Origin of the sequence: Burkholderia sp. MSMB1078WGS (genome assembly GCF_001528895.1) — a bacterium.
GTDB lineage: Bacteria > Pseudomonadota > Gammaproteobacteria > Burkholderiales > Burkholderiaceae > Burkholderia.
In genome coordinates this window covers 209,846-234,237 of the sequence record NZ_LPDI01000101.1, presented here as the reverse complement: position 1 = coordinate 234,237, position 24,392 = coordinate 209,846, and the positions used below count along the sequence as shown (strand labels likewise).

The 24,392-nt window shown below is 67.5% G+C and carries 22 protein-coding genes; 7 read left to right on the top strand and 15 right to left on the bottom strand.

Annotation, left to right across the window (positions count from 1 at the left end; translation table 11 throughout):
- The first annotated feature begins 33 nt into the window (after positions 1-33).
- Positions 34-474: a diguanylate cyclase domain-containing protein gene (locus WT24_RS35670; protein WP_306453367.1), complete on the top strand. Its 441-nt coding sequence runs from the start codon at positions 34-36 to the stop codon at positions 472-474.
- A 16-nt stretch (positions 475-490) separates the two neighbouring features.
- Here WT24_RS35670 and WT24_RS27590 read toward each other — a convergent pair whose 3' ends face one another.
- From WT24_RS27590 to WT24_RS27575, 4 genes are read right to left on the bottom strand one after another with little or no spacing between them, the layout of a single operon-like run.
- A complete protein-coding gene (locus WT24_RS27590; protein WP_060036404.1) occupies positions 491-943 on the bottom strand; it encodes a hypothetical protein in 453 nt (150 codons plus the stop codon).
- Complete coding sequence (locus tag WT24_RS27585; protein WP_060036403.1) at positions 943-2,352, bottom strand: phosphatase PAP2/dual specificity phosphatase family protein; 1,410 nt, start codon at positions 2,350-2,352, stop codon at positions 943-945. The genes WT24_RS27590 and WT24_RS27585 overlap by 1 nt, the downstream gene beginning before the upstream one ends.
- Positions 2,349-4,118, bottom strand: a complete 1,770-nt coding sequence (locus WT24_RS27580) for a bifunctional alpha/beta hydrolase/class I SAM-dependent methyltransferase (RefSeq protein ID WP_060036402.1) — start codon at positions 4,116-4,118, stop codon at positions 2,349-2,351. The genes WT24_RS27585 and WT24_RS27580 overlap by 4 nt, the downstream gene beginning before the upstream one ends.
- 59 nt (positions 4,119-4,177) lie before the next feature.
- On the bottom strand, positions 4,178-4,783 hold the full coding sequence (locus WT24_RS27575) for a CDP-alcohol phosphatidyltransferase family protein (RefSeq protein ID WP_060036401.1): 606 nt from the start codon (positions 4,781-4,783) through the stop codon (positions 4,178-4,180).
- A 465-nt stretch (positions 4,784-5,248) separates the two neighbouring features.
- Here WT24_RS27575 and WT24_RS27565 point away from each other — a divergent pair, with 465 nt between their 5' ends.
- Together WT24_RS27565 and WT24_RS27560 are read left to right on the top strand one after the other, a co-directional pair.
- Positions 5,249-5,881 carry a lysophospholipid acyltransferase family protein gene (locus WT24_RS27565; RefSeq protein ID WP_006481857.1) on the top strand — a complete coding sequence of 211 codons (633 nt, stop codon included), beginning with the start codon at positions 5,249-5,251 and terminating at the stop codon, positions 5,879-5,881.
- A 37-nt stretch (positions 5,882-5,918) separates the two neighbouring features.
- Entirely contained in the window at positions 5,919-6,848 is a 930-nt protein-coding gene (locus WT24_RS27560; protein WP_059502067.1) for a phosphatidate cytidylyltransferase, read from the top strand.
- 187 nt (positions 6,849-7,035) lie between these two features.
- On the opposite strand, the gene WT24_RS27555 is transcribed toward WT24_RS27560, so the two are convergent.
- The 3 genes from WT24_RS27555 to WT24_RS27545 are packed head-to-tail and all read right to left on the bottom strand — an operon-like array spanning position 7,036 to position 10,044.
- Positions 7,036-7,347, bottom strand: coding sequence for a hypothetical protein (locus WT24_RS27555; protein WP_060036399.1), 312 nt, complete (start codon positions 7,345-7,347; stop codon positions 7,036-7,038).
- Positions 7,347-8,705 (bottom strand): acyclic terpene utilization AtuA family protein, encoded by a 1,359-nt coding sequence (locus WT24_RS27550; RefSeq protein ID WP_060036398.1) that lies wholly within the window; start codon positions 8,703-8,705, stop codon positions 7,347-7,349. Before WT24_RS27550 ends, WT24_RS27555 begins: the two co-directional genes overlap by 1 nt.
- Before the next feature lie 40 nt (positions 8,706-8,745).
- Positions 8,746-10,044 carry a CitMHS family transporter gene (locus WT24_RS27545; protein WP_060036397.1) on the bottom strand — a complete coding sequence of 433 codons (1,299 nt, stop codon included), beginning with the start codon at positions 10,042-10,044 and terminating at the stop codon, positions 8,746-8,748.
- Positions 10,045-10,141: 97 nt separating this feature from the next.
- Here WT24_RS27545 and WT24_RS27540 point away from each other — a divergent pair, with 97 nt between their 5' ends.
- On the top strand, positions 10,142-11,038 hold the full coding sequence (locus WT24_RS27540; RefSeq protein ID WP_060036396.1) for a LysR family transcriptional regulator: 897 nt from the start codon (positions 10,142-10,144) through the stop codon (positions 11,036-11,038).
- Between the two features lie 33 nt (positions 11,039-11,071).
- On the opposite strand, the gene WT24_RS27535 is transcribed toward WT24_RS27540, so the two are convergent.
- Positions 11,072-11,656, bottom strand: coding sequence for a flavin reductase family protein (locus WT24_RS27535; protein ID WP_059502057.1), 585 nt, complete (start codon positions 11,654-11,656; stop codon positions 11,072-11,074).
- A gap of 124 nt (positions 11,657-11,780) precedes the next feature.
- Entirely contained in the window at positions 11,781-12,206 is a 426-nt protein-coding gene (locus WT24_RS27530; RefSeq protein WP_059502055.1) for a VOC family protein, read from the bottom strand.
- Positions 12,207-12,318: 112 nt separating this feature from the next.
- Between WT24_RS27530 and WT24_RS27525 the strand changes: the two genes are divergently transcribed.
- Positions 12,319-13,206, top strand: a complete 888-nt coding sequence (locus WT24_RS27525; protein WP_059502053.1) for a LysR family transcriptional regulator — start codon at positions 12,319-12,321, stop codon at positions 13,204-13,206.
- A gap of 15 nt (positions 13,207-13,221) precedes the next feature.
- Here the strand turns inward: WT24_RS27525 and WT24_RS27520 are convergent, their stop codons facing one another.
- Entirely contained in the window at positions 13,222-13,977 is a 756-nt protein-coding gene (locus WT24_RS27520; protein WP_060036395.1) for a hypothetical protein, read from the bottom strand.
- A gap of 630 nt (positions 13,978-14,607) precedes the next feature.
- Between WT24_RS27520 and WT24_RS27515 the strand changes: the two genes are divergently transcribed.
- Both WT24_RS27515 and WT24_RS27510 read left to right on the top strand, forming a co-directional pair.
- Positions 14,608-15,768: a porin gene (locus WT24_RS27515; protein ID WP_059502127.1), complete on the top strand. Its 1,161-nt coding sequence runs from the start codon at positions 14,608-14,610 to the stop codon at positions 15,766-15,768.
- Between the two features lie 403 nt (positions 15,769-16,171).
- On the top strand, positions 16,172-17,407 hold the full coding sequence (locus WT24_RS27510; RefSeq protein ID WP_060036394.1) for a transglycosylase SLT domain-containing protein: 1,236 nt from the start codon (positions 16,172-16,174) through the stop codon (positions 17,405-17,407).
- A 51-nt stretch (positions 17,408-17,458) separates the two neighbouring features.
- On the opposite strand, the gene WT24_RS27505 is transcribed toward WT24_RS27510, so the two are convergent.
- The 5 genes from WT24_RS27505 to WT24_RS27485 are packed head-to-tail and all read right to left on the bottom strand — an operon-like array spanning position 17,459 to position 24,150.
- A complete protein-coding gene (locus tag WT24_RS27505; protein WP_060036393.1) occupies positions 17,459-19,582 on the bottom strand; it encodes a phospholipase effector Tle1 domain-containing protein in 2,124 nt (707 codons plus the stop codon).
- 5 nt (positions 19,583-19,587) lie between these two features.
- A complete protein-coding gene (locus WT24_RS27500; RefSeq protein WP_059792494.1) occupies positions 19,588-20,067 on the bottom strand; it encodes a DUF3304 domain-containing protein in 480 nt (159 codons plus the stop codon).
- 8 nt (positions 20,068-20,075) lie between these two features.
- The gene (locus WT24_RS27495) at positions 20,076-20,450 is read right to left on the bottom strand and encodes a DUF805 domain-containing protein (RefSeq protein ID WP_059792492.1); all 375 of its coding nucleotides are present in this window, start codon (positions 20,448-20,450) and stop codon (positions 20,076-20,078) included.
- Positions 20,447-21,340: a DUF4123 domain-containing protein gene (locus WT24_RS27490; protein ID WP_257127568.1), complete on the bottom strand. Its 894-nt coding sequence runs from the start codon at positions 21,338-21,340 to the stop codon at positions 20,447-20,449. Before WT24_RS27490 ends, WT24_RS27495 begins: the two co-directional genes overlap by 4 nt.
- A gap of 5 nt (positions 21,341-21,345) precedes the next feature.
- The gene (locus WT24_RS27485) at positions 21,346-24,150 is read right to left on the bottom strand and encodes a type VI secretion system Vgr family protein (protein ID WP_060036391.1); all 2,805 of its coding nucleotides are present in this window, start codon (positions 24,148-24,150) and stop codon (positions 21,346-21,348) included.
- Positions 24,151-24,392: the final 242 nt, after the last annotated feature.

Sequence of the window (24,392 nt, the reverse complement as noted above, 5' to 3'; positions counted from 1 at the left end):
CTGAGAAGCGAAAAAACCTCAATTCGGTCGGAAATGTTGCGCAGGAAGCGTGAATGGCAAGAATTGCGCCGTTGCCCGTCGGACGGCCGGACCGGCATATTGCCGGCGCGGGACGGCTCGCCGGGCCTCGGCCGCGATCCTTGCAGACCGCGCGGAACACGCTGCCGCGGGCGGCGCGTATGCTACCGCAAGCACGCGCCGCGCGACGGATTTTCTTCGTGGAAAACTGACCTGGATCAAATCGTCGACCCCACCACCCTGTCCTCCGCGCATGGGCGAAGCACACGGCTTGCGCGGCAGGTCGGCAAATCGTTCCGATTCGACGGACATGCGCTGCGGCTCGGCGTCGGCATCGGGATCGGGATCGCGACGCCGCCGGAAGACGGCACCGACATGAATGCGCTGATCGAGCGGGCGGATCGGGCGATGTACGAAGCCAAGCGAATGCGGTCGCGGCGCTCCGCGCCCGCATGACGCCTGGCACGCATCGCTAGCCGATCGGCCACCCCGCGATCGCGATCCCGACGACGATCCACTGCACGACCGCGACGAGCACGGCAACCCGGCACAGCCGGACCGCACCGCGCACGCGCGCGTCGAGCGTGCGCCCGGCCTTCGCTGCGTCGATCCAGCCCAGATCGACGAGCGTGCGGTCGAGCGCCGCGAGCCCATCGTCGACCGATGCATGACTTCCCGCCGCCCGCGCCAACGCGGCGAACAGCCGCCGATCGATCTCGATGCGCACCGCGTACCACAGCGCCGCGATCCCCGATCCCGTGCTGACGGCGGCCAGCAGCGCGCGGGCGAGCGTCGCCGGCGGCCAGCCCGCCGCGATCCCCCCGCCCGCGCCGGCCGCAGCCAGCGCGGCCGCGATCGCCCACACGCCCGCATCGAGCGCGCCGCGCGCGGCGGCAATCCTGAACGGAGCGCACGGATCGCGCATCACCCGTCCCCCCCGTCGCAACGGCGATCGATCCACTGCTGCAGCACGGCCACGCCCTCCTCCGACCACACCGCATGCGGCCGGACCGCGCGCACCGCGGCCAGCGCGTCGCGCGCATTCGTCAGCCCGCGCCGCGCCGCGAGCCAGGCAGCCGCGCACAGCACGCTGCGCCCGTAGCCGAGTGCGCAGCAGACCAGCACGTCGCGCCCTTCGCCATGCAGGCGTTCGAGCGCCGCGACGGCCCGCGCGAGCTGCGCCGCCGTCGGCGCGACGAGGTCGAGCTGCGGCACGCACGCATACGCGAACGATGCATCGGCCGCGGCCCAGCGCGGCATCTCGGCGGTCAGGTCGACCAGCGCGGTGAAGCCGTGGCGCCGGATGTCGCGCGTCGTCGGCGTACGGCCGATCGACACGCGTTCGTCGATCCGCACCGGCGCCGGCTGCCGGAACGTCCACAACCGCGAATTGACGAACGCGCCGGCGATCGTCGGCGCGAGCAGCCAGCCGATGAAAACCGGAAACCGCCCGTGCGCATCTTTCTGAAACGCGCTGGGCGCGCCGCGCCGGTAGGCCCAGGCGACGCAGGCGAGCGCCAGCGCGACCCACCCTGCCGCCAGCGCCCAGCCAGGCGCGCGCGGCACGCACGCCAGCGCCGCGAGTGCGACCAGCGCGGCGCCGCACGCATAGCGGCGCGCGAGCGCGCGACTGGCCGCGCACGGCGACGCGTCGGCGCCCGGCAATCGGCCCGCGGCATCCCGCAGCGGAAACAGGAACAGGGCGAGACAACCGACGGCCGCACCGGTCGGCACGTCGATCGCGTGATGCTGGTAGGTCGTCAGCACCGACACGCCGATCGCCGCGAACCACGAATGCAGCACGACGCGCGCGAACGTGCCGCGCAGGTGCTTCGCATAAACGGCCCACAGCACGACGAGCAAGCCGATATGCAGCGACGGCGCCTGGTTGAACGGTTTGTCGAAGCCCATCAGCAGCGTGAACAGCGCACCGGCCATGCCGCCCGCGTCGGGCCGTTCGAAGCCGAAGCGCAGCGGCCACGCGATGAAGCACGCGACGGAAATCAGCTGCACGGTCAGCAACCGCTTCACGTGATCGAGCAGATCGTCGCGGCGCGTCCAGAAGAAGAACGACAGCGCATACAGCAGGTCGATCGACCAGTACGGCACGATCGTCCACGGCACGAACGGGATCGCATGCTCCCAGCCGAACGCGAACGTCGGCACCGCGGCGCGGCGGGCGGCCAGCCAGTTCGCGAAGCCGTACGTCGAGAAGAATACGGCGCCCATCGCCGCGAGCCAGCCGACGCGCAGCGCAAACGACGCGTCGCGCGCGCCGGCCGCCGGCTCGGCCAACCCGCTCCCCGCGCCAGCGCCGCCGCCGAGCGCGCTCATGACGCGTCGACCCGCTGCGCGAGGCTGACCGTGAAGATGCCCATCTCGTCGATCCGCTGGTCGAGCTTGCGGAAGCCCGCCCGCGCGACGAGCTCGTCCATTTCGGCCTGCGAACGGCGGCGCATCACCCAGGTCGACTCGCCGCGGTGATTGTTCAGCACGCGCGCGATGAATTCGAGCTGCGGATGCCACGGCTGCCCCGTATAGACGAGATAGCCGCCCGGCGGCACGGCCTGCGCGAGCCCCCGCAGCGAGCGCTCGATCAGCGCGTTCTCGCCGAACAGCTCGTACAGCCCCGACACGATCGCCAGCGTCGGCCGCGGCTCGAGCGTCGCGAGCGACGCCTCGTCGAATGCGTCGCCGCGCTCGAAGCGTGCGATCGGCTCGAGGCCGCGCTGCGCGATCAGCACGCGCCCGGCCTCGACGTTCGGCGGGCTGTAGTCGCGCAGCGTGATGTCGTCGGGCGCCGCGCCGTCGCGCTCGGCGGCCATCGCGATCGCGTCGAGCACGTAGCGCCCGTGGCCGGCCGCGATGTCCACGATCCGCACCGGCGAGCCGTGCCCGCGCAGGCGGCCGATCGCCGCGCCGATCAATTCCTGCAGATGCACCTTGCGCTGGCGGATGCCGACCCAGCCCGGCGAATCGAGATACGTGCGGTCGATCAGCGCGCCGACGCCGAGTCGCCCCTGCGCGCGATTGCGGTACACGTAGTCGAGCGTCGAGCCCGAATCGAAGCCGAGCCGCAGCCCGAGCGCGATGCCGTCCGACAGCGCGCCGCCGGCTTTCAGGCCGGCGCGCGCGAGGGCCCAGTACGCACGGGCGAACACGTTGGCCGGCGGCCGGACGAGCGCCGCGTATTCGTCGTGGAACGCGCCACGCCGGTCCGCGTCGGCGAGCGACACGCACGGGCTCGGCGCATCGAACTCGCGCAGCACGAACGCACGCAGCGGCGCGAGCGCCTGCGCACGGTCGCGCTCGCCGAGCGTGTCGTGATAAAAGCCCGGCAGCACGACGCGCTCCTTGCGCGCCGAGCCGAGCCGTTCGAAGAAGCGGTCCTGCGGGCCGCGATGCACGACCCAGTCGGCGCCCGAGATCAGCAATTGCGTCGGCACGGTGATCGCGGCCGCGTCAGCGACGATCCGCTGCGCGGTATCGTGCAGGTCGAGCAGCATGTTGACCGCGATCGGCCGCGTGATCAGCGGATCGGACGCGTAGCTCGCGATCCGTTCGGGATCGTGCGTGAGGAATTTCGGCTTCACGTAGCTGTTCACGTAGAACAGCCCGCGCAGCTTGTGCATCAACCGCAGCCCCGGCCGCGCGAACGGCACGTAGAGCTTGATGTGGAACGCCGGCGACGCGACGACGAGCGCGCGGATCGGCGGCGCATAGTCGTGCGCCCAGGTTGCCGCGAGCACCGCGCCGACGCTCTGGCCGACCACGGCCATCTCCTCGATCGCGATGCCGTGCGTGTCGCGAATATGCTCGACGAAGGTCTGCAGGTCGCGCACCGACGCAGCCGCACTCGGACTGTAGCCGCGCGCGCCCGGCGAGCGGCCGTGGCCGCGCGCGTCCCATGCAAAAAATGCAAAATCCGGCAGGTCGAGCTCGTCGACGAGGTGCGCGACGCGCGCCGAGTGTTCGTGCCCGCGATGTAGCAGCACGATGGCGCCGCGGCAGCGTGCGCCCGTCGCGGGCCAGTGCCGATAGAACAGCGTTTCGCCGTCGTGCGTGACGAAGTCAGCCTCACGGGCCATGCGTGTGCTCATGCGATCTCTCTCGTTTCGTTGTTCGAATCGTGTGGCGCCGCCCTCCGGCGCCCGGCCCGTCAGCCGCCCGCTTCGGCAATGCCCGCCTGGACGCGCCGCACCGCCGTCACGATCGACAGCACGATCAGCAGCCGCCACAGCCACGCGGCGACACTGCCGACCGGCAAACCGAAGCCGATCCACAGCGCGAACGCGCCGAGGGCCAGCGCCCGGTCGCTCTTGCCGAACGGGCCGTCGTAGCGGCGCGTCGCGCCGACGAGCGGGCCGATCAGCCCCGCGCATTCGACGATCACCGCTGTCAGCGCGAACAGCCAGACGTCCGCCGGCGCAAACGCGGGAATGGCGAGGAACGGCAGTACGAGCGCGACATCGGACACGATGTCGCCCAGCTCGTTCAGGTACGCGCCGAGCGTGCTCTTCTGCCCGTGCTCGCGCGCGAGCATCCCGTCGATCGCATTGAGCGCCATCCGCGCGAACAGCCACAACGGAATCAGCAGGAACAGCACGCGGGCGAACACGCCGAGCCCCGCGAGCGCGCCGACGACGATCGAGCCGCCGGCCGCGAACAGCGTGACCTGGTTGGCGGTGACGCCGCGTTCGGCGAGCGAATTCGCGAACGGGCGCAGACGGTCCTGGAATTTGGGTTTGAGTGCGTAGAGGCTCATCGTTTCGTATTCGTATTATTCGCGCGGCACGATCGGATACGTTTCCCGCCGCCATGCCCCGGGCGGCGAAACGGCCGTCGCCGGCCTGGATTGAACGGCCCTCATCGTCGCCGAGCGGCCTCGCTGCGTCAAGCATGCGGCCCGGGCCCCGGCGGCGCCAATCTGGCGTTTTTCGTCGAAACTCGCGATAATCCGCTGGCCCGATCGCAGCGAGATCGATTCGAACTGCAAACGGGCACTCGTGCAACAGCCGATTATCACGCCGCCGACCGGCGCATTCGCCGCGACGCAACAGCGTGCAACGGCGAATCGTCCGATTATCGCGGACCTGCGACAGGCAGCCACGAACTTGAAAAAATCTAAACGAGAGCGATCCGGTGCGCATCCTGCCGCGCCGACATTCCGGGGTTCCGTCCGCCGCGCGTGCGCAGCGGGCCGGGCATGCATGCAGGAGCCGGCGCACCGATGAACATTCTCAACGTCTGGCAGCGCGACTTCCTGCTGTCCATCGTGCGGCTCGTCGCCGGCGCGTATCCCGTCTGGCATCAGGCGCCGCCATCGCCGACGCAGAAGATCTATTTCTCGAACCATACGAGCCACATCGACACGCTCGCGATCCTCGCCGCGCTGCCGCGCGACGTGCGTGCAGTCGTGCGGCCGGTCGCCGCGCGCGACTACTGGGACAGCAGCGACCTGAAGCGCCACATCGCGCAGAAGCTGCTGAACGTCGTGCTGATCGACCGTCATCGCGAAAGCGGCGGTGATCCACTCGACCCGGTGCGCGATGCGCTGCGGCAGGGTCACTCGATCATCATCTTCCCTGAAGGCACGCGCGGCGCCGACGTGCTGCCGCAGCCGTTCAAGAGCGGGCTGTTCCATCTCGCAACGGAGTTCCCGGACGTCGCGCTCGCGCCCGTCTATCTGGAGAACCTGCAGCGCATCATGCCGAAGGGTGCGATCTGGCCCGTGCCGCTGATCTGCAAGGTGCATTTCGGCGCGAACGAAGCGCTCGGCGCTCAGGAAGACAAGCCGACGTTCCTCGCCCGCATGCGCGACGCGGTCATCGCGCTCGCGCCGCCGCAGCGGCCGGCCGGCTGAACGCGGCGCCCCCTCCTCCCTTTTCCGGATATCAACCATGCGAACCCTCTTCTGGGAACTGGTCGCGGGCGTCACGGGCGTGCTCGTCGTCGCGACCGTGATCGGCGCGATCCTCGGCGCGCGCAGCGGCGGCACGAGCGCGACCATCGTCAACCTGAACCAGCGCATCCGCGCATGGTGGGCGATGATCGCGATCATGGCCATCGCGATCGGCCTCGGCAACAACGTCACGTATCTGGTGTTCGCGCTGCTGTCGTACCTGACGCTGCGCGAATTCATCACGCTCACGCCGACCACGGCGAGCGACCATACGACGCTCTTCATCGCGTTCTTCGTCGCGATCCCCGTGCAGTACCTGCTGCTCGGGATCAACTGGTACGGGATGTACTCGATCTTCGTGCCCGTGCACCTGTTCTTCGCGATGTCGCTCGTATCGGCGCTCACGCAGGACACGCGCGAATTCCTGAGCCGCAACGCGAAGATCAACTGGGCGCTGATGGTGTGCGTGTACGGGCTGAGCCACGCGCCGGCCGTGCTGATCCTCGACATTCCGCACTACGCGGGGCAGAACGCGCTGCTGCTGTTCTTCTTCCTGTTCGTCGTGCAGATCAGCGACGTGCTGCAGTACGTGGTCGGCAAACTGTTCGGACGCCGCAAGATCGCGCCGCAGTTGTCGCCGTCGAAGACGATCGAGGGTTTCGTCGGCGGCGGCCTGCTGGCCACGCTGTGCGGCGCGTCGCTGTATCGCGTGACGCCGTTCGGCTTCGGCGCGGCGTTCGGGATCTCGCTCGCGATCGTGATCGCCGGCTTCGTCGGCGGGCTCGTGCTGTCGGCCGTCAAGCGCTCGCTCGGCACGAAGGACTGGGGCTCGATGATCGCCGGCCACGGCGGCATGCTCGATCGCGTCGATTCGATCTGCTTCGCCGCGCCGGTGTTCTTCCACCTTGTACGCTACCTGTACGTGTGATGCGCGGGCGGCGTAACGCCGCCCGTTCCGGCGCGCGACGACTCAGTATCCGTCGCGCAGCGCCTTCGGCACGACTTGACGCCCGCACGCGTCGTCGAATTTCACTGTGTAGTGCGTATGAATGGTCTTGTCGCCGCGCGTGCCCGATTCCGTGAGCGCCCGGCCCCGTCCCGGCACTACGCCAGCGTTACGCCGGATCCGGCACCTCGATCGCGAGCAGCGCCGAACTGATCGACTTGCCGTGCGCATCGAGCGCGAGCGAGCGCGTCACCCCACCGCCGAGCGCATCGCGCAGCACGAAGTTGAATGCGCCGAGCGCCGGCAACTCGTAGCGCACGACGTCGCCGTGGACGATGCCCGCCAGCCATGCCTTGACCGCCTCCGCATCCAGATGCGTGCGCAGATGATCGTAATGACGCGGATCGCGGCAGATGACCGACACGTTCAGCGTATTGCCCTTGTCGCCGGTGCGCGCATGCGCGAGTTCACGCAGTTGCATCAGGCCTCCACGAATGAAAACGACGGCGTCACGGCCGCGCGCGGCAGCAGCACCGATTGCACGGCGATCACCTCGCGCGTCGACTTGAACGCGCCGCCGCCGCCGGCCGGCCCGTTCGTATAGAGCGTCTCGACTTCGTTGCCGATCCGCGCGGCTTCGGCGGCGTTCGCCGCCCGGCCGGCCACCCGCACGCGCACCTCGGCCGGCTCGCCGCGCGCGGCCGGCGTCGCGTCGCCATACAGCGCATCGACGCCGATCAGGTCGAAGCGCAATTCGCTCGCCGCGACGCCGGTCAGCGCGAGCCGCTCGCGAACGATGTCGAGTGCAAGACGCGCACGGGCGAGCGCGCCCGGGCCGCCGTACGAGATCTGGCCTTCGCCGATCCAGCCGTCGACATACGCGACCGACACCTTCAGCGTATCGGGCCGCGCGGTGCCGCGCCCGCCCGTCACGCGCACGCGATCGGCCGCTTCCTCGGCGACTGCCACGCGCGTGAAATCGGCCACGACGTCGGGCTGCAGATATCGCGACGGGTCGTGAATCTCGTAGAGCAGTTGTTCCTTGCAGGTCGCCGCGCTCACGCGGCCGCCCGCATGCGGCACCTTCGTGATCACGACCGAGCCGTCGGCCGCGACCTCGCCGATCGGGAAGCCGAGCCGCGCGAGATTCGGCACGTCCTTGTAGCCGGGATCGGCGAAATAGCCGCCCGTCACCTGCCCCGCGCATTCGAGCAGATGGCCGACGACGGTCGCCTGGCCGAGCGTGTCCCAGTCGTCCATCCGCCAGTCGAACGCATGGATCAGCGGCGCGGCGAACAGCGACGGGTCGGCGACGCGGCCGGTCAGCACGACGTCCGCGCCGGCCGCGAGCGCATCGACGATCGGCGCGGCGCCGAGATACGCGTTCGCGGACACGATGCGGTCGCGATACGCGGCGACTTCATCGCCCGATTCCTCGAAACGGAACGCGCCGCGCAGCACGACGTCGAGCACGTCGTCGCCTTCGACCGCCGCGACTTTCAGTCCCGCGATGCCGAGCGACTGCGCGATCTGCGCGGTACGCCGTGCGGCCGCGCGCGGGTTCGCCGCACCCATGTTCGATACGATCCGCACGCGCCTGGCCGCCGCGACCGGCAGCACCGCCTGCATCCGCGCGTCGAGCAGCGGATCGTAGCCAAGCGCGGGATCGTTGCGGCGCGCCTGCTGCGCGATCGCGATCGTGCGTTCGGCCAGGCACTCGAACACCAGATAGTCGAGCTGCCCGTGTTCGGCCAGTTCGACCGCGGGCTCGATCCGGTCGCCCGAGTAGCCGGCGCCCGCGCCGATTCGCACGCGTCGTTCAGTTTGCATGGCTGTCATGTCCGTACCGTCGTCCGGCGAAATGCGCCGCCGGGAAGAATCAAAAGATGCCGAGCGCGACGCTGGCGATCGTCATCACGATCGACGCGCCGAACAGCAGCGGAAACGTGAATTTCTGGTGCTCGGCCAGCTCGATCCCGCACAGGCCCACGACGAGGAACGTCGCGGGCGTGAGCGGGCTGACCGGGAACCCCGTCGTCATCTGGCCGAGCAGCGCCGCCTGCCCGACCTGCACGGCCGGCACGCCGAGCTGGCCGGCCACTTCCGCGATCACCGGCAGCACGCCGAAGTAGAACGAATCGGGATCGAACAGCATGCTGAGCGGCATCGACGCGAGACCGAGCGCCACCGGGATATGGCCCGCCATCGACGGCGGCACGAAGCCGACCGCCGCCTGCGCCATCGCCTTCAGCATCCCGCTGCCCTGCATGATCCCGGTGAACACGCCGGCCGCGAGCAGGATGCCGGCCATCATCAGCGCAGCGCGCGCATGCGCGTCGATGCGCTTTCGCTGCATGTCGACGTCGGGGTAATTCACCATCAGCGCGACGCACAGCCCGACCATGAACATGATCGCGGGCGGAATCTTCTCGCCCATCACGACCATCGTGCCGAGCACGACGAGCGTCAGCACGAGGTTGAACCAGAACAGGCGCGGCCGGCGCAGCGCCTGCTCGTCGGCCGTCAGCTCGCGTTTGGGCAACGGAATCGACGCATCGTTGCGCGACAGCCCGAGCCGTTTCTCCTCGCGCCGCCCGAGCCAGTACGCGACGCCGAACACGAACACGAGCCCGATCGCCTGCACCGGAATCAGCGGATTGAACAACGCCGACACCGGCAGGTGCAGCGACGCGGACGCGCGAATCATCGGCCCGGTCCACGGCAGGAAGTTGATGCCCGCGGCCATCGACACGGCGGCGGCCAGCACGCGCCGGTCCATCTTCAATCGGTCGTACAGCGGCAGCACGGCAGGAATCGTCACGAGAAAGCAGACGGCACCCGAGCCGTCGAGGTGGATCAGCAGCGCGAGCAGCGTCGTGCCCATCACGATGCGCGTCGGCCGCGTGCCGACCGCGCCGAGGATCCGGTCGATGATCGGATCGAGCGTGCCGGCGTCGGTGATCGTCCCGAAATACAGGATCGCGAACACGAACATCCCGACGACGGGCGCGAGCCCCTTCAGCCCGTCGATGACGAATTTGCTGGTGTGCAGCCCGAAGCCGCCGAGCAGCGACGCGGCGATCGGCACGACGATCAGCGCGACGAGCGGCGACATCCGCTTCGACAGAATCGCGGCCAGCAGCACGACGATCGTGCCCAGCCCGAGTAACGGCAGCATCGGTGTCTCCTACCTTGTCTTTTGTTGGAGACGAGCGTAAGGTCGGCGCAGCGATAGCACAATTGAAATGATTTGATCGCAGCAATCACGAAGCATTATGGATCTGAATCTTCGCGACATTCGCGCGTTCGTCACCGTCGCGCACGCCGGCAACTTCACGCGCGCCGCCGCGCGGCTGCATCTGTCGCAGCCGGCGCTGACGGTGCAGATTCGCCGGCTCGAGGACATCGTCGGCGCGCGCCTGTTCGACCGCAACAGCCGCAGCGTCGCCCTCACGCAGACCGGGCGCGAGTTACTGCCGCTGTTGCAGCGCTCGCTCGACGACATGGAGCGCGTGCTGCGCGATGCGCGCGCGCTCGGCGAAGGCACGAGCGGCACGGTGCGGCTCGCTTGCCTGCCGACCTTCGCGTCCAGCGTGCTGCCGGAGCTGATCCAGTCGTTCCGGCGCGACGTGCCGCGCGCGGGCTTCGAGATCCGCGACGGCGTCGCGAGCCTCGTCACCGCGCTGGTGCGCAACGAGGAAGCCGATCTCGGGCTGACCGGCGGCGACACGTTCGATGCGACGCTGGAGGTGCTGTACGCGGGCGCCGACCGGCTCGTCGCCGTATGCCCGAAGGATCATCCGCTCGCGCGCAAGCGCCGCGTGAGCACCGCCGACGTCGCCGGCGTGCCGCTCGTGCTCACCGCGCAGGGCACGAGCGTGCGCAGCGTCGTCGATGCCGCGCTGAAAGCGGTCGGCTGCACGCCCGATATCGCATGCGAGCCCACCTACATGATGACGGCCGTCGCGATGGTGCGCGGCGGCCTCGGCGTGACGATCCTGCCCGCGACCGCACGGGAGGTGCGCGCCGAGCCCGACCTGATCGCGAAGCCGATCGACGATCGCGCGTTCGTACGGCCGATCGCGCTCGTCGTGAAGCGCGGGCGCACGCTGCCGCGCGTCGCGCAGGCGTTCGCCAACCTCATGCTCGCGGAATTGAAAAAGCGCGCATGAAGCGCGCCCGATCCGCGACAGTGCGTCCGGCGCTTACTGCGCGTCCGGATCGACGTGCAGCGATTCGCCGATCGCATAGAAATTGCCGCCCGCGATGTAGTGCAGGCTGCGCAGCGCGGGGTCGGCCGATTCGAAATACCAGTGGCCGTCGCGGAACACGCGCGTGTCGGACCATGCGCCGACCACCTCGCCGATGAACAGATCGTAGGTCTGCTGATTGTGCGGCTCCGGAATCAACCGGCACGCGAGCCATCCCGAGCAGCCGGCGACGAACGGCAGGTCGTGACCGGCGACGTCGAACAGCGTGACGCCCGCTTCGCGCAGCTTGTCGGGCCGCTGCGCGAGGCTGTGGCTGCCGACCGCATGCGTGAGCTGCAGTTGCGCGGCCGTCGGCACCTGGATCACGAACGTGCCGCTGCGCTCGACGAGTTCGCGCGTCTTCGCGGACTTGTCGAGCACGACGGTCAGCTTCGGCGGCAGGAAATCGAGCGCGCACGCCCAGGCGGCGGCCATCACGTTGTCGACGCCGTCGTGGCGGGCCGACACGAGCACGGTCGGGCCGTGATTGAGGAGACGGTAGGCTTTCTTCAGCTCCACCGGAGCGATGTGACTGTCCATACGGGTTCCTTGGAGAACGGCGCGCACGGACGGATGCCGTGCGGCGCTGGCCGTCGCACCTGCGCGCTCGGGCCGCCGGCTGCATTCTCTCATCCGATTTCGATCGGCGCCGCGCCGCTGCCGGTTACTTCGCGAACAATTGGCCGATGTCGCGGAACGCCTTGAATTCGAGCGCATTGCCGCACGGATCGAACAGGAACATCGTCGCTTGTTCGCCGACCTGCCCCTGGAACCGTACATACGGCTCGATCGCGAACGTCACGCCGAACGTGCGCAAGCGTTCGGCCAGCGCTTCCCAGCTCGCCCAGTCGAGCACGATCCCGAAATGCGGCACCGGCACGTCGTGACCGTCGACCGCATTCGTATGCGCGCCTTCCTGAGATGCGGTTTTCGGATGCTCGTGGATCACGAGCTGATGCCCGTAAAAGTCGAAGTCGACCCACTGTGCACTCGAGCGCCCCTCCGCGAGCCCAAATACGCGACCGTAGAAATCGCGTGCGGCCGGCAGGTCGTAGACCGGAATCGCCAGGTGAAACGGGGAAAGACTCATGATGGCCTCGTGAAGAAATGCTCGCGTGGCGCGAGGACCGCACCATGTTAGACAAGGCCGAGCAAAAATTAAATCAATATATAATTTTGCGATTCACAAACGGAATCGATGAATGATCCGCGAGCTGAAAACCCTCGTCGCCGTCGCCCGGGAAGGCACCTTTGCCGCGGCCGGCAATCGTATCGGACTCACGCAAGCGGCCGTGAGCGCGCAAATGCAGCGTCTCGAAGCCGAACTCGGCTTCGCGCTGTTCGATCGGCAAGGGCGATCGGCGCGGCTCAACGAGCGGGGCCATCACGTGCTCGACCAGGCGCAGGCGCTGATCGGCCTGTACGAGAACCTGAGTTCGACCGCGCCCGGCTCGCCGGCCGCCGTGCGCGTGACCATCGGCGCGATCGCATCGGTGCAGAGCGCGCTGCTGCCTGCCGCGCTGGCCGAGTTTCATCGCCTGCATCCCGCGTGCCGGACACGCGTGATACCCGGGCTGTCGATCGAGCTGGTCAACCGGGTCGATGCGGGCGAAATCGACATGGCCGCAATCATCCGGCCGCCGTTCGCGCTGCAGAGCGACCTGCACTGGACGACGCTCGCGCAGGAGCCGTTCCGGCTGATCGTGCCGCGCGGCGTGAAAGGCAAGGACTGGGCCGCCCTGCTCGCGCGCGAGCCGTTCGTGCGCTACGACCGCGCGTCGTTCGGCGGCCGCCAGGTCGACCGCTTTCTGCGCAAGATGCACATCGCGGTGCGCGACACCTGCGAACTCGACGAGCTCGACGCGATCGTCAAGCTGGTCGAAAACGGCGTCGGCGTCGCGATCGTGCCGCAGACCGCCGGTTATCGCCGCTGGCCGGCCGGCGTGCGCGCGATCGACCTCGGGCATCACACGTTTCACCGCGACATCGGGCTCGTGCATCGCGCACGGCGCACGATGTCGGAACCCGCGCAGACGCTGGCGCAACTCATCGACGCAGCGTCGCGGCGGCGCCCGTTGCCGGCCGCGTGATCGACGCGTGGCGGCTCAGCGCCGCCCGGCCGCCCAATCCACCGCCGCGTCGAACAGCGCGATGCCGGCCGGCGACAGGTTCGTGAACGTGTCGTTGTCGAGGAAGAACATCACGCGGCGCGCCGGCGCGAGCGTTTCGTAGTCCATCGTCGCGCCCTTCTCGTATGCAAAGATCGCGGCCTTGTCGGGTTGCCCGTACACGGTCGCGATGGTGATCGCGCCGAGCCCCGGCTTGCCCCAGCTCATCGGCGCCTGCTTGCCGTACGCGTTCGTCGCGCCGGCCGGCAGCCCGGCCGCCATCGGATGCGGCGCATTGACGAGCCACAGGTAGCGCTCCTTGCCCGTTTCGCCGAAGTCGACGTCGTGCCGCTTGCCCGTCATCGCGAGATCGTCGAGCAGGTCGTTTTCCCACGTCACGAGCGGCTTGTCGAGCGTGCGCCAGCCGGGCCGCACGTTCTTCGACGATACCGTCGACGAGATCACCACCAGATCGGCGTCGCGCGCCGCATCGGGCGTGGCCGCCTCGTCGATCAGGCGCACCGCGTAGCCGCGTTCGCCGAGATGCTGGCCGATGCGTTCGTCGACCTTCAGGTTCGGGCCGTGCAACTGCACGAGCATCGCGACGCGCGTGACGGGCTGCGGCGCATCGGCGGCGAATGCGGGTGCCGACGCGCCAGCGCTGATGCCGAGGCCCACGGACAGCGCAAGCACCGCACCGGCGATCGTGCGCAACAAGCGGCGGCGCGCGCCGGTCTTCGTCTTCAGATTCATCTGGATTCCTGTCGAAGCCGCGCGCCGGCGTAACGGCCGCGGCGATTGTATGGTCGGACCTGCAGCGTGGTCAGCCGCGCAGCCACACGTGGCGGCCGGCATGGAGGGCGTCGATTTCTCGATGGAGGGACAGCTTGTCAGCGGACATGGCCGGGTTCCGGGGTGCGCAGGCGTCAACCATTTTGTAAATGAGAATGATTATTATATATAAAACGACATGGTGACCGCGGTTTCGGTACGCGAGCGACGCTGACGCAGCGACGGATGGCGAAGTCGATACCGCCGCCGGATGCGAATCGCGCGCGGTTATCACATTCGTTCCGGGCCGGCCAATTCGATTCGTTAAATAATGATTTGACGGATCGATAACAATATCGCGCCTGCGGGCATTCACCCGAATATCGCGCCGAATTATCGCGCCCCGCGCAAAACGCAATGGAAAAATCGAGAAACGGCAATCCATTGATACACACCGCTCAATAATCCAAATCCCTCAAAAGTGAGTTTCCGGGAATGTTCCTGTCGGCATCAGGCCACAACGAAGAATTTCATTTTTGCCGTTTTATTGCGGCTCTGTAGTCTCCTGCCATTCCGAATCACGAACCCACACCCATGCGCAAGGAGATGAAAATGAAACGCACGACCCTCTCGCTGATTTCGCTCGCGTCGATCACGGCGATGCCCGTCGCGCATGCGCAGTCGAGCGTCACGCTGTATGGCGTGATCGACACGTCGCTCACCTATGTGAACCATGCGCAAGGCAAGGACAACGCGTGGATGCTCGGCAACAGCAGCGCGGGCAATCTGGCCGGCAGCCGCTGGGGCGTGAAAGGCACCGAGGATCTCGGCGGCGGGCTGAAGGCGCTGTTCCAGTTGGAGAACGGCTTCGACCCGAGCAACGGCCGGCAGGGCCAGGGCGGCCGCCTCTTCGGCCGGCAAGCCTTCGTCGGCCTGACGAGCGACCGCTACGGCACGCTCACGTTCGGCCGCCAGTACGATCCGCTCGTCGATCTCGTGCAGGGCATCACCGCCGACAACTACCTCGGCAGCGTGTTCGCGACGCCGGGCGACGTCGACAACTACGACAACAGCTTTCGCGTCGACAACGCGGTGAAGTACACGTCGGCCGTCTATGCGGGCCTGCAGTTCTCGGCGATGTATTCGTTCGGCGGCATCGCCGGCAGCACCGGCGCCGCGCAATCGTACTCGGCTGCCGTGTCGTACAACAACGGGCCGTTCAGCGTCGCGGGCGGCTACTTCCACGCGACCAACAGCCCCGCGTCGAACGGCTTGCGCAACGGCTGGACCAGTTCGTCGGACGGCACGTTCGACGGCCCGATCAACAGCGGCTATGCCAGCGCGCACTCGCTCGGCATCGCCCGCATCGCGGGCCAGTACGTCGCCGGCCCGTTCACGTTCGGCCTCGGCTACAGCAACGCGCAGTACCGCCGCGACGCAAGTTCGGTGTTCGGCTCGAACGAGCACTACAACACGGGGCAAGGTTTCGTGAACTATCAGGCGACGAATGCGCTGCTCGTCGGCGTCGGCTACAGCTACACGCGCTCGGGCGGCGACACGTCGGCGACCTATCACCAGGTATCGGCCGGCGCCGACTACAGCCTGTCGAAGCGCACCGACGTCTACCTGACCGCCGCGTACCAGCACGCGAGCGGCCAGACCGGCGACGGCAACGGCGGCTCGATGGCCGCGCAGGCATCGATCGGATCGTACGGTTATGCGGGCACGAGTTCGCAGACGATGGTCAACCTCGGCCTGCGTCACCGCTTCTGACGGCATGCTCGAGACGGCCGGCTGCGCGCGGCGTGGCCGGCGCCTTCGCATCGCGCACACGGCGGCTTCGGCCGCCGTTTTTCATGCCGCTTTCCTTCGCTCCTGCAACGGCCGTTGGACGATTTCCCCTTTTCGCTCCGTTCATCGCCAGTTTCATCGCGCAACTGACGTAATACGTCAGGATCCAGTCGCTGCCGTTGTAATCGCATGCGCGCAAATGCCAGCCATATTTACCGACCGGCCATCGTCTCGACCCGTGATCCGGCGCGATAAAAATGCGCGGCGCATGCGTGGACAAATGCAAAGGAAAGTTTGACGCGAGCCATTTGCCCGCTTGCTATGGCACACTTCGCGTCTGCGTAATTTCCTTGCACCGGGCGGCCGGATTCCGCCCCATCCTGCCATGCCGCGTCATATCACTCGCCCGCTCAGCCGCGACACGCTGACAGTCGCCTCGACGATCGCGCTCTCGTGCGCGCTCTGCGGCGTCGCGCGGGCCGATTGCCTGGACGACGCGGCCGCGTTCCAGCACGTGAGCGTCAGCCTGATGCGCGGCATCGCGCAGGTCGAATCGGGGATGAATCCGAACGCGGTGAACACGAATACCAACGGCACGGTCGACATCGGGCTGATGCAGATCAACAGCACGTGGCTGCCGACGCTCGCGCGCGAAGGCATCACGCGGGAAAGCCTGTTCGATGCGTGCACCAACGCGTACGTCGGCGCGTGGATCCTGTCGCAGAACATCCGCCAGTTCGGCCCCAACTGGAACGCGATCGGCGCGTACAACTCCGCGTCGCCCGACAAGCGCCTCGCGTACGCGCGCAAGGTCTATGATGCAATCCGGACCATGCCGGATTCGCCGGATACTCCCATGCCCATCCTTCCACCGTCCTTCACGCCGCCGCAACAGGCGCAGACGTACAACCCGTTCGCGAGCCTGAGCGTGTCGGCGCCGCCCGTCACGCGTGCACGGTCGATATCGCCGGCCGCGCCGCCTCCGCCGCCGCAGGGCGGCCCCGCCGGGCCTGCCGGTACGTACAACTTCGGATGGACGGTGACCGGCGCCGACCAGGCCAAGCCGACCCAGGTGTTCGACGACGGCGCGCGGATCTACGTGCAGTTCAGCGACATGAAGCACGTACCGGCGATCTTCACCGAAACGTCGTCGGGACGCGTGCTGATGTCGTGGGAGCTGCAATTCCCGTATGCCGTTCTGACACGTCCCGCGCAAACGTTGATCTTCCAGCTCGGGCCGTTCGAAGCGCGCGCGCAGCGGGGTGCGGCAGGGATGACCGCTCAGGGCGGGGCTGGAACGGGAACGCAGCGTTCGGGCGCGACGACGGCAACGGCTGCAGCCACTGCGCCGGCGGCGAAACAACAGGCCGCGAATGCATCGACCAAGCGCACGGCGTCGGCCGACGCACTGTGGTATCTGAATACGCCGTCGACGTCGGGATCGGCATCGACAGCGAGCACGGCGAATGGCGCGCCCGCGTCGGCGCCATCGAACATGCCGGCCACGTGGCCCACCGCGGTAACGTCGAATACGCCGCCGCCGGCGATGCCCCAGGCGCCGGCTGCTGCAACGCCGGCTACGCGCGTCAGCACTGACGCGCTCTGGTATATCTCGAAGTAACGTACGGGCCGGTTGCGTCTCGGCAATCGGCGTGAGTCGGCAAGCGGCAGACTATCGAACGACCGTCGTGCCGGACGGTGCCGATACGGTCGATACCAGCGACTGGTACACGTCCGCGACTCGGTCCAGGAACGACTTGTCGGGTGCGGTCGCGATTTTCTGCATTGCCCGCGTGTTCATGTAGTTCTTGATCGACACGAGGTGGCTCCACACCGCCTCGACATCGCTCTCGGCCATGCTGTCGTGCACGTGCTTCACGAACAGCGGATACATCGCCTCGACCTGAGGCAGGCGTTCGCCCGGATTATTCCAGAGCCAGAACAGCGCTTGCGCCTGCGGATCGGTGTTGAATATCGACGGTGGCAGTTCGCCGCCGAGCTGCTTCATTGCCTGCTTGCCATCGAACCCGTATCCCGGGCGCGTACCGTGCTGCTTCTGGTAATCGATCTCGCGCACCAGCTTCTCGTAACGTCCGTACGCCAGCGGATTGGCCGCACCGCCGAGCCAGCCCGGCTTGCGCTGTGCCGCGGCCGTGCGATTCTCGGCCTGGTCGTACCACATGCGCAGCCACTGGATATATACGACCATGTGGCCCTTGAGTTCGCCCTGAATGTCCTTCGGCAGATCGGTCACGACGATCGGGCGCGGCGGCGCGGGATCGGGCACGCGGCAACCGTCCGTCATGTCAGGCACGGGCTTCGGATTGAGGAAATCGAGCGGCCCGATCGACGGTTTGAGCGTCGCCGACGGATAGCCGATGCCCGTGCCCAGTGGCGTCAGCGGCGGAATCTCGCGCGTCGTCGCCACGAGCTTCTTGACTGCCAGCCGGTAGTCGAGCTGGAAATTCTGGATCTCGAGCGGCGCGACGATCTGCTGATACAGCGCACCGTCCTCGTTCGCCAGCGCGGTCAGGCTCGGCATCGGAACGCCCGCGCCGTACGCGCGGTGGTACATCATCTCGAGCGGCACGCGCGCCAGCTTGTCGGAAATACCGTCCTCGCCTTCGATCGCGCCGCCGCCCACGTCCACCTGCGCGCCGGGAAACAAGCGTTCCTGCCGCCGACCGCGCATGTCGGACGGGTCGACACCGAGCATCGTCAGCGGCTTGTACACGCGCAGTTCGTGGGCGGCCGCGTAGTGCACGCATTTCTCGATGTCCGGCGACAGGATCAGATCCGACGACACCGCGTTGCTCAACGGGATGTAGCCCGTCAGCAGGTTGTCGTCGAAGCGGTTCGTCACGCAATCGAACAGCCCCATGAATTTGATCTTCACCGGTACGCCGTCGTATTTTCCGCCCTTGGCCACCTCGTCGAGCAATTGCTTGGCAAAGGCCAGTGCAAGGCCGCCGCCCATGTCGTAGCCGAAGATCGCGACATGGATCTTGTTCACCGTGCCGGCCTGCTTCGCGCCGGCCACCGCCGCCTTGAAATCCTCTTCGGCCGCCTTCAGGCGCGTATCCACGCCCGTATTGAACAGTGCGGCGCCCAGCTTCGTATCGCGCGTGAGCCGGAACGACTCGGCCCCCGCGCCCAGTGTTTCCTTGCCGACCTCCTTCAGCACGGTTTTCGGAATCCGGTACGGATACTTGACGACGTCGCGCCAGAAGCCCTTCCATTCGTGCCGCAGATAGCGCAGCGCGCGATTCTTTTCCGACCCGGGCCGCTCGATCACGCGCTCGATCCGCTTGCGCGCGTCGCCCAAGCCGTCCTTTGCCTTGCCGACCAGCGTATCGAACGTGTCGCTCACACGATTTCCGAACGTCGGATTGCTGATCTTGCCGCTCTGCTTCCACGCATCCTCGGCCGCCTTCTGCGCCTTTTCCTTGGCCTTGTCGACCGTCTGCTCCTTGAGCTTGTCGCCGGCCTTCTCGCTGACCGTATCCGTCGCCTTGTCCTTCAGGACCTCACGCAGCACACCGGCCTCGGGGTCGAAATCCGCGCCGAGTCCCGGATAGTAGAAGCGCCGCATGTTCTTGTTCTTCTTGTCGTACGCGGCGTTGAACAGCTTCAAGATATTGGTTCGCGGCCCGTCCTTCTCGCCGAAGCCGAATCCGTCGAAATAGAAACTGACCCACAGCATGTGTTCGCATGCGGGACACATCTGCTCGGCCTCCGCCTTGACGCGGTCCGTCTCTGCGGAGACGGCGTCCTTCTTCAGGTTGATTTCGGCCATGGCAGTTACTTCTCCTGCGTCGGTTTGAGCTCGGGTGCATTCATGTCGTCGACCCACTGCAGCTCGGCCGTGCCGTTCTTGCGGAAATACACACGCAAATAGCGCGACGTCGGCGATTCCGGCTGAGGAATGGTCACGTCGATCGTCTTGCGCTCGGGCTGGATACCGCGCTGAATGTCGTCCAGCGGCTGCGCGAATTCCCAGAACAGCTTCACCTTCTGCCCCGGCGTCACCTTGCAGCCGCAGGCGAAACCGCCGCCACCGCCGAATGCCTCACCGTCCTCGCGTGCCGACGGATTGCCGAAGCATCCTGACTTATGCTCGTTGTCGAGCCAGAATTCGTGGAGCTTGCGACCGTACTCGTTGTATCCGGTGACGCACACGTTATGCGGCTCCGCCGATACGTCGACGCCGTGCTTGCCGCATGCGGCAAGCACACCGAGCCCGACCAGCGCCAAAACGTGCATCCCTGCTCTGAATTTCATCGATACCCTCACACACTTCTGTCGTTGTTAGCTGCATCCGGCGATGGCGGACCGAACCGGTTGCGCGCGTCGTCCCCGCGATAGAACCCGTTCATCGCAATGGCGATGAACGCGCCTCCGACCGGGATCGCATGAAGAAGCGTCCACCATCCGGACTTGCCGATGTCGTGCCATCGCCGGACCGACACCGCCACGAGCATCCAGATCATCACGATCGCGAATGCCCAGCCGACGACATCGACGAACGTCTGGGCCCGCTGCGCGGTGGGTAAATCGGCGAGCGCATCGAGCGCGGAGCCGGCGAGCAACAACGGCACGGTCACGCACCACCATTGCAAGCGCCCGGCCCGGCCGCGCAGTGACAACAACGCCGGCACGCTCATCGCTGCGCCCCCTGTTTCGTCTCGGCATCCGCGGGGTCGCTCTGATCGATCAGGCGATCGAGCAATGCGTCGCACAACGCGTCGTGATCATGCCGATACGCAGCGATGCACTCGGCGACGACGCTCTCATCGCCAAGCTCCACGTGGCCAACCATCGCTAGCGTCGCACCGATCCGGTAAGCGAGTCGATCGTCACTCAACCCCTGCGCGTCCAGCACACCGATCAGACGGCGCATGCGCGCGTAAGTGTCGAACGGATCCGCGTCGACGGGGATCCGGCCGTTGCGTCGCAATTCGGCGAGTACGGCGTCGGGCCGGCTCTCGTGCCGCAAAGCGTCGAGTTCGCGGGCATCCACGCATGCGTAGAAGATTCGTTCGTGCCGGCGCGGATGCCGCACCGTACCGACGGCGCCATCGCGACGCACCCAGGTCCACGACACGCACGGCGACAACAGCGCCTGATAGCGCGACTCGGACAGCGCGCCCGCCAGTGTCTGGAACACCGCCGCGTCGTAGAACCGCAGCAGCCCGTCGCGATCGTCGGGCAGGGTCACGCGCGTCCTGACGCCGAGTTTCGGCACGAGTTCATCGAGCGGATATACGCTGACCAGCGACAGAAACGCGAACGGCCGCCGCACAAGTTGCCGTTCGAGCAACGCCGGCACGTGCGGCGCACGATAGTCGCACACCAGCGCGCAGACCTCCGGGTTGCTCGCCTCGGGCTGGCCAGCGAGCACGTTGTGAACCTGTCCTTGCGCAATCAACTCGCGCCAGGGCGCCGCGTTGATCGGCAACTGCGACGCATCGGTCAACAGATAGCGATGGGCATCCGGAAACGCCGCATGCTCGGCCGCCGCCGTCGTTTCCCATGCCTGGAGCAGCGCGGTCATCGTCGTCATCCGCGCGTGGCAATCGCTTCGTGGCGATGCGCGAGATCCCGCATGCATTCGACGCATGCGGGCTTGTTCATCGACGGCAACTGGACGTTCGCGGACCGCGGGCCGGTCAGCGTGTGCTGGGCCGCATGGAACGTCGCCTTGCCCGGCGCGCCGATCACGATATCGTTGCCTTCCATCTTCAGGAACGCGTTGGCCGCCGTGAGCAGCAGCCGTTTCGGCGACTGCAGCGCGACACTTGCCTGCGCGCTCGATACAGTCACCGTACGCTGCGCCCTGGCGTCGAGCGTCCCGGCATTCTGCGCCTGCACGGTGACGGCGCCCGTCGCAGCGTGAAGCGCAATCCCGGCGGCCGGCACGGGACGGCTGCCGCCCGGGATCCCGTGCGTGTACAGCGCGATGCCTTCCTTCGCGACGATGCTCGACTTGCCCTCGACCGTGAGCTGCACGTCGCGTCCGGCGCTCAGCACGGTTTGCGTGCCCGACGTCCACACGTGGCTTTGCGCCGTCAGCGCGGCGACGCCGGCCGCGCCGTGCGCGACGAGATGCGGATGCTGCCACGCAACCGCACCGCCGCCGCCGGCACCGCCCGCGCCGCCGCCTTCCCGCGTTGTGCCGATCGACACCTGGCTTTGCCGCAGGCCCTCGATCGCCGCGAGTTGCGATGTCGTGCCGTCGACGGTCGCGCCACGTGGCTGCGCCGTGCTCGTGCCCGGCTCCGCACCCTGCTTGCGCGCTGAATTCGCGAGCCCTTGCAGCATCTCGCGTTGCTGCGCGAGCAGCTGGCTCGCGGCACTCGCGTCCATCTGATTCACGCCAGGCGCCGTGCTGATCAGCAAGCCGGCGCCCGCGCGCAGCGCAGCGGCCGCCTGCGTCGACAGTTCGGCGCCGTAGCCGCGATCGGCCAAACGCCGGTTGTCCTCCACCTGCTTGATGTGCCCGAGCGTCAGGCTGCTGCCATGATCGGTCGTATAAAGGCGCGCACTCGACTGGCCGGCCGTATCGTCCAGCATGAATTGCCGCGAGCCGCCCGTGCCGGTCTGGCTCGCGCTCAGGTCCTGCGTCTTGAAGCCGGTCAGCACGGCCGCGTGGTCGTTACCGGCAAACCAGGATGCCGCATTGGCCGTGCTGCCGCTCGGGCCGCCCGCCAGCGCATTGTGCTGCGCGTCCATGTTGCCCTGTCCGTTGTACAGCGCAGCGACGGCGACCGGCCGGTCGGGCTGGCCTTCCAGCCATTCGGTCCAGACTTCCTGACCGACGCGCGGCACGCTCACCCCACCCCAATTGTCGCCGCCGACTGGCGTCACCATGCGCGTCCAGGTGCCCGCGCCGCGGTCGGCCGGCGCGTTCGACGCGCGCGGGTGTTCCTCGCGACTCGCGGAATTCTGCCCGCGCTGCGCATGATGTTGAATCCGGATCCGGTGATCGCGTTCGGTATGAACCGGATCGCCCCCGCCGACCACGATGCTCGTCTGGGCGCCCGGCATCACCGCGACCGGATGCACGCGTGCACCGTGCCCGCTCGGCGCCAACGGCCGGTAAGCCTGGTCGAACGGCAGCGCGGCGAAGCGGTTCCGGTACACCTCGTCGCCGTCTACCAACGCGCCGCCAGCATGCGTCGTGGCGTCGAATGCCGCGTGCAGCGCCTGCGCGCCGCCCGGCTCGCCGGGCGCGGCATCGAGCATCGGCGGAATCGCGCCGAGCCGTTGAGCGATCGCGCCGTGCACGTCGGCGCTCACGTTCGCACGCGCGTCGTGCTCGACGCGCAAGCACACGAACGCACGCGATGGATCGAGCGACGGATGCTGCGACATCGCAAAGTGCAGCCCCGGCCGCAAATCGCGACGCGTGCCGCTGCCTTCGGTCTGCAGCGCCGCCACGCGCTGCGCGTCGAGTTGCTGCTGCGCGCGCTGGTCGCCGATTGCAGCGGTCTGGAACGCGTACGGGCCTGCGACATCGCGATCCTCGCCCGGCGCGACCGCGCCGCTCGCGCGCACGCCGGACGGGCGGGTCGACAGGCTTCGATGATCCCAGCTGGCGCGCGCCACGCTGCCGATGCGCCAGCGGCGCGCGTTCAGGAATTGCCGAATGCCGCCGCGCGGGTCGCCGTCGCTCGTCTGGTGGAAACCGATGACTTCGGGTTCAGCGGGCGCGAAGCGCTGGTTCGTATCGGCCAGCACGAGCGTGTGCTTGCCAAGGTCCGTCGACTGCGCGTCGCCTTCGTGTTCGAACCAGTAGAAGATGCCCTCTTCCGCCCACAGTCGTTCGAGAAACGCGAAGTCCGATTCGCCGGCTTGTGCAGTCAGGCTGCGGTTCGCATATTTCGTCGGGTCGGCGAGCGCCCAGCGCCATGCCGGCGCGATCGCGCCACGCGCGTAGTGCGCGAAGATCTGCTCGCTGATCTCGACCACGCTCGCGTTCAGGAAGTTGTAGCTGTCGACCCGCTGATGCAGCAGCGCGAGCCATGGTTCGACGACGAGCCGCACGCGCGCAAGCCCGCCGTTGTAGCCGACGAGTTCCGCGGCCGTCACATGGCCGTGGAACGGGCGCCGCGTATCCTGCCCGTCCGCGCCCTGCCACTCGACGAGGATCGGCGCACCGATCAGCTTGTCGAGCGGCACGTCGGGCCGCTCGGTCAGCGCGGTGATCTGAAACCGGAAGCCGCCGCGATCGAGCGACTCCCATCCGCGCAGGCTCTCGGCGACGAGCTTGTCCACGCCGAGGGGCGTGGTCAGCCACAGGAACCGGTCGTGCTGCGACCAGCCGCGGAAGAATGTCTGGATGAGGTTAGATTCGGTCGACATGATGGGTGAGTTCAGGGTTCGCGGGGCTATGTCTCAAATCAGTTCTGCCGTGTATTTTTCGATGCCCGCATACTTCGCCGGCGGCATGATGTCCATATCCCGATCGGCACCACACACGACGAAACGTCAATCTGCATCACGCCGCTCCCGCGCTGTTGCTCTGCCAGCCTTCGACTCATTGCCGACTCGGGATCGCAAGATTGTTTGCCCACATATCCGGTCCATCGATGCGCATCTCATGC